Raw genomic sequence first — 10,701 nt, 5'->3', positions numbered from 1 at the left:
TTTGTTATTTCGGAGTACTCATTTGTTATTTCGGAGTACTCATTTGTTATTTCGGCGTGTCCATAACGCACCCTACTGGCGTGGCAAGCTTAAAATAGTGCATTAGTAAACTCTTGTGGGGCGGGCATCCTGCCCGCCCGGACGGGTGAGGACACCCATCCCACAATAAAATCTATTGCAACATTTTAGCCTTGCCACGCCACTACGAAACTACTAGAAGAGTTGAAACCTATGCTGGTCATACTTGTATGTACATTGTAGCCCCTAGAAGGGAAGAGTAATGGAAGTGAGGTTTTCGGGGATCTGTGGGTTTCAAAGCCAATTACCGATCGCAATCATTGGTGCCCAATACGCAGGATTATCATAACTGATATTTATACCTTCAGATGGCGGTAGTTTTTTAGCATTAATCATTTTAATTTGGGCTTTTTGCAACGCCTCTGCAATGCTCATGCCAGCTTTGCCATAGTTGGTGTAAAATGTTTTGACTAGCTCGGATGTCGATTGATCGCTGACACTCCATAAAGATGCGATCGCACTTTTAACTCCAACTTGCAATGCAACTCCAGCTAATCCTAGTGTGGCACGGTCGTCGCCAACTGCGGTTTCACATGCAGTCAATGTCAGTAGTTCGACGCCATCTGATTTACTGTTGAGGTTTCGCAGGGAATTTTCTAATTGGCTGATGGTAAGTTTTTGGTTTTTGCCTGTGATAATAAAGGTGTCTTCAGGAATAATGCCAAATTGAGCGTGACTAGCTATGTGGACAATAGGATATGTGGTTTTGTCAAGTGTTTTCTGAAAACTTTCAGGCGAAAAATCCCGATCCATCAGGTCGGTATGATTAGGAAATATACTTTGAACTGCGCTAACTTCATCGGGAACAGCAAAAAGCGCATCAAAAGTCTTTCCGTCGATTGTAGCTTTTTCGGTTAAACCCAAAATTAATGCCTTTTGTGTATTGCGATGATCTCCGGTCGGTCGGAGACCATCGCGTGCTTTGGGTGTGGTAAGTCGTAAACTGGGAGTTGTAGCAATAGCGTAGGTTTCGACTAAATATTTTTGTTGTTGGCTGTCGTAAAGTGCTGCCATTGGCACGCTACGCAAAAAACCATCCTGAATAAACACCAGGGTTTTGACTTTCTCCGGTTTGATATCCTCAGCAAAGGGGCGAATTATCCAATCATAAAGCTGTGCCGCAGTTGTTGTATCGTAGTTAATTTCTTCTTTTCCTTTAACTAGTCCTCTGCGAAACTCGGCAATTTTTGTTTGTAAGGTATTGCTGCTAACTATTGTGCTTGCACCTTCTTGATTGCGGTCTTCAATCCATTTAAATTTAGTTGCCTGATTGGGTAACTGCAATAATATCCCGGTTTTACCATCTAAAATGATCGAACTCAAAAACCCAGTATTCTTAAAGGCTACACTATTATCCTTGAGGAGTTCTCCCACCTGTTTGGGATTTAAGGCACTTAAAATGCAATCATTGCCAAAATAATTCTGTAATTCTGCTAGTTTCAAAGCATCGATGGTTTTAACTACTGCCGATAACTCTTTCGCACGTTGTTCATCTGCGATTGCACCAACTCCCAGCAAATCTAGCCGCGACTGTGCCAATCTCCGATACAATGGTCGTACAACATCGCGGAAGTCAAACTGTACATCCCTTTCAGAGGTTAAAATATCGCTGCGGATATCTTCTAGAGTATCAAATGCTCGTTGATAAGATGCGATCGCTTCTTCTTTTCGATTCTGTCGATCTAAAATGCGTCCGGCTTGCCACTCCCACAAATACAAGCTATCTTTGGCACTCAATTTGTTATCTGCTGCTAATATCGCAGCTTGAGTATATTTTAATGCTGCTGTTTCATTCTTTGGTTGGCATTCCCAGAAATGACCCAAAGCGCCGTTAGAATAAGAAAGTAGGCGATTATCTTGTAAATTTTTACTAGCTGATAGTGATTTTTGTAGTAAATTTAATACATCTGCATTTGGTAAAATTAGGCTAGTTGGACAGTATGTAAAAGGTAAAGTTCCTTTAGCATCTGACTGCAAGTATGCTAAATTAATTGCTCCATAGACTTTTGTAGCTGAATCGGGTAAAATTTCAATAACCTTCAAAGCATCGTCAACAGTTTTGTGAAACTCCTGATTATTAATAACTTTGCTCTTATTGGTTTGGGAATCCAATTGAATTAAATTTAACAATCCTCGCATCTGAGCTAAAGTTTGTTTTTGGTCGCTGGCGAGTTTGGTACTTTTCTGAAAATATTGGTAAGCTCTGCTATAGTCTTCTCTAGACTTTTGAGTAAATTCATTTTCTTTACTAGAAATACCAGCTTTATTTGCAGAATCGGCTTGTAACTCTCGCAATTGAGCGCGACTGCTATAAGCATTACCCAAACTATTTAACAGCAAAAAGTCATCTTCTGGATAAAGTTGTTGAGCTACGTGCAAATATTTAATTGCTTGGTCGTAATCGCCAATTAAGCGATATGCTTCACCGAGAATTCCCAAAGCTGCTACTTGACCGCGTTTGTCGTTGTATTTGGTGGCGATTTGTGCTGCACTGTCTGGAGTACATTCTATTTGCTGGCTTTTATTTACCAGTTTGCCACACAAAAGTGCGATCGCTTTGCGCGGTTGTCCCAAATTGCTGTAAACTTGGGCAAGTTCTGACTTCATCCGTCCCACTTGCTGGATATTTTCTACCGTGCTATAGTCATTAATTGCCGCCGATAGGGATGCGATCGCAGCTTTATTTTCTCCTATTTGTTGGTAAGCACGCGCCAAATTTTCATTCACAACCGCCGTAAATTCTGGATTATTTTTATCATGATTTAATGCCTCTTGCCAATTTTTTATGGCATTAACAAAATTTCTGGCATTATAGTCTTTAATTCCTTGTTCAATTAGTGCAGTGACATTTGGAGTTTGTGCAGATACAACTTGTCCAAACAATAAACAAATTACGAGACTTGCCAAAAATAATACTTTAATCAATCGATGGCGATTTAGTTTTTGGTAATGCTGGGTGAAGAGACGAATTTGCCTTGCAGATAAAAAAAATCGAGTGACGGAATCTGCTGCTCGAAACTTCTTTCTTTGGGAGAAGCGAAAGGCGAATGGTGGTCGTAAAGGTTTAGAAAGTAAGAGTTTAAGATATTGTTTTGGGGATTTCATATTTTAATTCAGCAATGTCTGGATCTGGTATTGAATTTTAAAAAGTTATCTTTTATACAGCTTTTTTGATTACAATTAATTGATAGAGGAAATACTTGTATGAATTTTATTTTTAAACTACCAGAAATAGTAATCGAAAACTGAGTTTTGAGAAAGTGTGCAGTTTTATGCAAATTTCCTTGCATTTGGTGACTAGAAGTGCAAGCTAAATAGACAAAACTTAAAATACTTGATTTTGGGTTAGGCTTAGTTGTCTTAGCCTCAGACTAAGCACAATTTATGCTTGCATATAATGCAAGCATAAATTGTGCGATCGCACTATACAGAATCATGTAATTATATTTGCATAAAAGGTAAATGCATTACCTTGCTGTTTACCTGATTGTGGATTTTATCTAATTTATCCAAGGTAAATTATTTATGAATCAACCATATCATCCTCAAAAAGCCAGCATTAAAAGCATTCTTTCTTTATGCCTAATATCCACTGCATTCAGCCAAGCAATGCCCGCCCATGCACAAATCACGCCCGATAATACTCTGGGTGCAGAAGCTTCTCAACTCAAGCAAAATCTGATAATTAATGGCGCAGTAAGCGACGAAATTGAGGGTGGTGCAACACGTGGCAGCAATCTTTTTCATAGTTTCAGCGAGTTTAATATCGAAAATGGGCAACGAGTGTATTTTGCTAACCCCACTGGAATAGAAAATATATTGACGCGGGTAACAGGTGGGAATGCATCGAATATTTTCGGGACATTGGGAGTTGCTGGCGCAGCAAATTTGTTTTTGATTAATCCCAATGGAATTTTATTTGGGCAGAATGCGCGGTTAGATGTGCAGGGGAGTTTTGTCGGGACAACAGCCAATGGAGTGCAGTTTGGCAATCAGGGTATTTTCAGTGCCACCAATCCTCAAGCACCACCATTGTTGACGGTAAATCCTTCGGCGTTGTTCTTTAATCAGATTAATCAAGGTGCAGGAATTCAAAATAACTCAATTGCACGAGCCGGAACAGACCCAGCAGGTTTTAATGCATCTGGTTTACGAGTAGCAGATGGGAAAAGTTTGCTGCTAGTGGGCGGTAATGTCAGCATGGATGGCGGGGAATTAAATGCTTATGGTGGCAGAGTTGAATTAGGAGGGTTAGCAGCACCTGGAAATGTCAATCTTTTTTTTAATGGGGATAATTTCAGCTTGAAATTTCCTGAGAATGTAACTCGTGCAGATGTGTCACTTACCAATGAAGCGTTTGTGTATGTAGAAGCTGCTGGTGGCGGTGATATTGCGATTAATGCCCGCAACATAAATATTTTGGGAGGGAGTCAGCTGAATGCTGGTATCGCTGAAGGTTTGGGGAAACCAGAGGCGACTGCGGGGGATATTACCCTTAATGCTACGGAAGAAATCAAAATTGCTGACTCCGGGAGTAGGATTCGCAATCTTGTGCGTGAAGATTCAAAAGGCAATGGTGGTAACATTACTATCGATGCTGGTTCATTCTCTCTAAGTGATGACGCTCGACTTTCTGCTTCAACTTATGGACAGGGGAATGCGGGGAATGTGACGGTGGGTGCAAAAGATGCTATTTCCCTTGCAGGTAACGCTTACATTTTCAGCACCGTGGAAGCAGGAGGCGTAGGTCAGGGTGGCAATATCGGCATCAATGCTACAACCCTGTCACTCACTGATGGCGCTCAACTGCTAACTGCTACTCTTAAAGCATCTGCTACTCAACCAGCAGGACGGGGGGATGCAGGCAATGTCAATGTTTTAGTAACAGGTGCTGTTGATATTGCTGGAGAGAAAAACGATTTTCCTAGTGGGATTCGTAGCAATGTGGAAACAGGGACTGTTGGCAATGGGGGTAACATTACCATTGATTCTGGTTCGTTCTTTCTAAGTGATGGCGCTCAACTTAATGCTTCAACTTATGGAGTGGGAAATGCAGGGAATGTGACAGTGGGTGCAAAAAATGCTGTTTCCCTTGCAGGTAACGCTTACATTTTCAGCACTGTGCAAGCAGGAGGCGTAGGTCAGGGTGGCAATATCGGCATCAATGCTACAACCCTGTCACTCACTGATGGCGCTCAACTGCTAACTGCTACTCTTAAAGCATCTGCTACTCAACCAGCAGGACAAGGAAATGCAGGCAATGTCAATGTTTTGGTAACAGGTGCTGTTGATATTGCTGGGCAGAAAAACGGTTTTCCTAGTGCAATTTTCACCGATGTAGAAACGGGAGCAAGAGGTAATGGGGGAAATATAAACATCTCAAGTAGCTCGTTCTTCCTAACTGATGGCGCTCGACTGGTTGCTAGCACTAGTGGAGAAGGTTTAGATTCACCTAAGAGTCAGGCAGGAAATATTACTCTCAATACCACAGGAAAAGTAGAAGTTGCGGGGACAGACAGTGCTATCCGCAGTACTTTGCTCACCGAAGGAGTTGGGAATGGCGGTAACATTAGCATTAATTCCAGTAACTTCTCTCTAAGTGATGGCGCTGAACTTTCTGCCTCAACTTCTGGAGAGGGAAATGCAGGGAATGTGACAGTGGGTGCAAAAGAAGCTATTTCCCTTGCAAATGCTGATATTTTCAGCACCGTACAAGCAGGAGGTGTAGGTCAGGGTGGTAATATCAATATCAATGCAGCCACCCTGTCACTCACTGATAGCGCTCAACTACTAACTGCTACTCGTGGTGCATCTGCTACCCAGGCCGCAGGACAGGGGAATGCAGGCAATGTCAATGTTTTAGTAACAGGTGCTGTTGATATTGCTGGGGAGAAAAACGGTTTTCCTAGTGCGATTTTCACTAATGTGGGAACCGGAGCAAGAGGTAATGGGGGAAATATCAACATTTCCAGTGGCTCGTTCTTCCTAACTGATGGCGCTCGACTTTCTGCCTCAACTTCAGGAGTGGGAAATGCAGGAAATGTGACAGTGGGTGCAAAAAATGCTGTTGACCTTGTAAATGCTGACATCCTCAGCACAGTGGAAGCAGGAGGTGTAGGTCAGGGTGGCAATATCGATATCAATGCAGCTACCCTGTCACTCACTGATAGCGCTCAACTACTAACTGCTACTCGTGGTGCATCTGCTACCCAGGCCGCAGGACAGGGGAATGCAGGCAATGTCAATGTTTTAGTAACAGGTGCTGTTGATATTGCTGGGGAGAAAAACGGTTTTCCTAGTGCGATTTTCACTAATGTGGGAACCGGAGCAAGAGGTAATGGGGGAAATATCAACATTTCCAGTGGCTCGTTCTTCCTAACTGATGGCGCTCGACTGGTTGCTAGCACTAGTGGAGAAGGTTTAGATTCACCTAAGAGTCAGGCAGGAAATATTACTCTCAATACCACAGGAAAAGTAGAAGTTGCGGGGACAGACAGTGCTATCCGCAGTACTTTGCTTACCAGAGGAGTTGGGAATGGCGGTAACATTACCATCGATTCTGGTTCATTCTTTCTAAGTGACGACGCTGAACTTTCTGCTTCAACTTCAGGAGTTGGGAATGCGGGGAATGTGACAGTGGGTGCAAAAAATGCTATTGACCTTGTAAATGCTTACATTTTCAGCACTGTGCAAGCAGGAGGCGTAGGTCAAGGTGGCAATATCGGCATCAATGCAGCAACCCTGTCACTCACTGATGGCGCTCAACTGCTAACTGCTACTCTTAAAGCATCTGCTACTCAACCAGCAGGACAAGGAAATGCAGGCAATGTCAATGTTTTGGTAACAGGTGCTGTTGATATTGCTGGGCAGAAAAACGGTTTTCCTAGTGCAATTTTCACCGATGTAGAAACGGGAGCAAGAGGTAATGGGGGAAATATAAACATCTCAAGTAGCTCGTTCTTCCTAACTGATGGCGCTCGACTGGTTGCTAGCACTAGTGGAGAAGGTTTAGATTCACCTAAGAGTCAGGCAGGAAATATTACTCTCAATACCACAGGAAAAGTAGAAGTTGCGGGGACAGACAGTGCTATCCGCAGTACTTTGCTCACCGGAGGAGTTGGGAATGGCGGTAACATTACTATCGATTCTGGTTCATTCTCTCTAAGTGATGGCGCTCGACTTAATGCCTCAACTTATGGACAAGGGAATGCAGGAAAGGTAACAGTGATTGCCAAAGATTCTATTTCCCTTGTGGGTAGTAGCATATTTAACAATGTGGAATCTGGAAGCGTGGGCAATAGTGGAGGTATCAACATCACAGGAAGTTCTCTTTCCCTCACTGATGGCGCTCAACTGCAAAGTGGAATTCGTGGAGCAGACACTGAGGAGGTAGCTGGACGAGGAAATGGGGGAAGTATCAATATTAATCTAACTGGTGCGTTGACAATCTCTGGAACAAAAGGTGAACTTGCTAGTGCAATTTTTACCGATGTAGAAACGGGAGCAAGAGGTAATGGGGCAAATATAGACATCTCAAGTGGCTCATTCTCTCTAAGTGATGGCGCTCAACTTTCTGCTTCAACTTCTGGAGTGGGAAATGCAGGGAATGTGACAGTGGGTGCAAAAAATGCTGTTGACCTTGCAGGTAGTAACATCTTCAGCACCGTAGAAGCAGGAGGCGTAGGTAAAGGAGGCAATATCGACATCAATGCAGCAACACTGTCACTACGAGATGGCGCTCAACTACTAACTGCTACTCGTGGTGCATCTGCTACCCAACCAGCAGGGCAAGGGGATGCTGGCAATGTCAATGTTTTAGTAACAGGTGCTGTTGATATTGCTGGGGAAAAAAACGGTTTTCCTAGTGCGATTTTCAGCTTGGTGAGTACAGGAACGGTTGGGAATGGCGGTAACATTACCATTGATTCTGGTGACTTCTCTCTTAGAGATGGCGCTCTACTTAATGCCTCAACTTTTGGAGTGGGGAATGCAGGCAATGTAATAGTGGGTGCAAAAAATACTGTTGACCTTGCAGGTAACGCTTACATCCTCAGTGCAGTCGAAGCAGGAGGCGTAGGTAAAGGAGGCAGTATCGGCATCAATGCAGCAACACTGTCACTACGAGATGGCGCTCAACTGCTAACTGCTACTCGTGGTGCATCTGCTACTCAACCAGCAGGAAGAGGGGATGCGGGTAATGTCAATGTTTTAGTAACAGGTGCTGTTGATATTGTTGGGGAGAAAAACGATTTTCGCAGTGGGATTCGTACCCTTGTGGAAACAGGAACACTTGGGAATGGGGGTAACATTACCATCGATTCTGGCTCGTTCTTTCTAAGTGATGGCGCTCAACTTGAAGCCTCAACTTTTGGACAGGGAAATGCAGGCAATGTCAATGTTTTAGTAACAGGTGCTGTTGATATTGCTGGGGAGAAAAACGATTTTCACAGTGGGATTCGCAGTATTGTGGGAACGGGGGCTGTTGGGAATGGGGGTAACATTACCATCGATTCTGGCTCGTTCTCTCTAAGTAATGGCGCTCTACTTGAAGCCTCAACTTATGGACAGGGGAATGCAGGCAATGTGACAGTGGGTGCAAAAAATGCTATTGACCTTGCAGGTAACGCTTTCATTTTAAGCACCGTAGAAACAGGAGGCGTAGGTAAAGGAGGCAATATCGACATCAATGCCACAACACTGTCACTCACTGATGGCGCTCAACTACTAACTGCTACTCGTGGTGCATCTGCTACCCAACCAGCAGGGCAAGGGGATGCTGGCAATGTCAATGTTTTAGTAACAGGTGCTGTTGATATTGCTGGGGAAAAAAACGGTTTTCCCAGTGCGATTTTCAGCTTGGTGAATACAGGAACGGTTGGGAATGGCGGTAACATTACCATTGATTCTGGTAACTTCTCTCTAAGTGATGGCGCTCTACTTAATGCCTCAACTTATGGACAGGGGAATGCAGGCAATGTGACAGTAGGTGCTGACAATGTTTCCCTTGCAGGTCAAGCAACTACCATCTTCAGTACAGTAGAAACAGGAGGCGTAGGTAAAGGAGGTAACATCGACATCAATGCCACAACACTGTCACTCACTGATGGCGCTCAACTGCTAACTGCTACTCGTGGAGCATCTGCTACTCAACCAGCAGGACAGGGGGATGCGGGAAATGTCAATGTTTTGGTAACAGGTGCTGTTGATATTGTTGGGCAGAAAAACGGTTTTCCTAGTGCGATTTTCAGCTTGGTGAGTACAGGAACGGTTGGGAATGGCGGTAACATTACCATTAATTCTGGTGACTTCTCTCTAAGTGGTGGCGCTCTACTTAATGCCTCAACTTTTGGACAGGGGAATGCGGGGAATATTCGTATCAATGCAAAAGATGCAATAACTATTTCTCGAACTAATCAAGAGACAGGATTATCTAGTGCTTTATTCACATTTGCTGATTCTAATTCTCAAGGCAAAGGTGGCGATATTAACGTAAACACCAATATCTTTCGCGTATCAGACGGCGCTTTAGTGGATGCACGCACTAGAAATAATCAAAAGGGTGGCGATATTACGGTAAATGCAAATGTCTTTGAAGCACTGAACGGCGGACAACTCATCACCACTACCTCAAGCAATGGACGTGCAGGTAAAATTACTGTCAACGCTACTGATAAAGTAATAATTAGTGGTATTGATCCTAGTTACAGCGATCGCATTACTAATTTTCCTGACAACGTAGTAAATATTGGTGTTAACAGTGGCTTATTTGTCAGTTCCACAGGTTCAGGAATCACAGGCGACATCGAAATTAACTCACCCAAAATTACCTTAGACAACCAAGGCAAACTCAACGCTGAATCTGCATCAGGTAACGGTGGTAACATCAACGTTAACAGCGACTTACTCTTACTCCGTCGTGGCGCTCAAATCTCCACCAACGCAGGTACAGAAAAATTAGGCGGCAATGGCGGTAATATTAATATCAACTCAAGATTTATCGTTGCAGTTCCCGAAGAAAATAGCGATATCAGTGCTAACGCCTTTACCGGAACTGGTGGAAACATCCAAATCAACTCGCAAGGTATCTTTGGTATTGAATCGCGTCCAAAACTAACCGAAAAAAGTGATATTACCGCCAGTTCGGAATTAGGCGTTTCCGGCGTAACAAATATCAATACACCCGATAACAGTTCTATTCAAAACAGCTTCACCGGATTATCACCAAACGTCATCGATACCAACGCACTCATTGCCAATAGCTGCATTTCACGCGGCACCAAGCGACAAGAAAACTCTTTTACCATTACAGGTTCTGGTGCTTTACGCTATACTCCCGGAGATGTGTTAACTTCAGCCTACACAACTGGTGATGTGCGTAATGTGGAACCAGCACCACGTCCTTGGAAAAAAGGCGACCCAATAGTTGAACCACAAGGATTGTATCGATTGCCCAATGGGCAATTAATCTTGAGTCGAAGTTGTTCAAAATAAATATTGCACATATCAGAAAAATTGCATACACAGTTTTCTGCAAAATGGTATGCACCATTGTGCGATCGCACCATCCAAATCATGCAACTATATATGCATAAATGGTGAATGAATTACCTAGTCATATCCCTT

The 10,701-nt window shown here is 43.4% G+C and carries 2 protein-coding genes; one reads left to right on the top strand and one right to left on the bottom strand.

All coding sequences use genetic code 11. The annotated features are described in order from the left end of the window. Nucleotides 1-312: 312 nt before the first annotated feature. Entirely contained in the window at nucleotides 313-3,183 is a 2,871-nt protein-coding gene (locus tag RMY64_RS06350; RefSeq protein ID WP_322699622.1) for a CHAT domain-containing protein, read from the bottom strand. Between the two features lie 420 nt (nucleotides 3,184-3,603). On the opposite strand from RMY64_RS06350, the gene RMY64_RS06345 reads away from it, so the two are divergent. After that, a complete protein-coding gene (locus RMY64_RS06345) occupies nucleotides 3,604-10,569 on the top strand; it encodes a filamentous hemagglutinin N-terminal domain-containing protein (protein WP_322699621.1) in 6,966 nt (2,321 codons plus the stop codon). Nucleotides 10,570-10,701 lie beyond the last annotated feature (132 nt).

The sequence above is a fragment of the Nostoc sp. DedQUE08 genome (assembly GCF_034530895.1).
Lineage (GTDB): Bacteria > Cyanobacteriota > Cyanobacteriia > Cyanobacteriales > Nostocaceae > Nostoc.
This window is presented reverse-complemented; position numbering and strand designations above follow the sequence as displayed.

Excerpts from the sequence above, each read along its gene's own strand:
- RMY64_RS06345 (WP_322699621.1), top strand. The coding sequence starts at position 3,604 with ATGAATCAACCATATCATCCTCAAAAAGCCAGCATTAAAAGCATTCTT.
- RMY64_RS06350 (WP_322699622.1), bottom strand. The coding sequence starts at position 3,183 with ATGAAATCCCCAAAACAATATCTTAAACTCTTACTTTCTAAACCTTTA.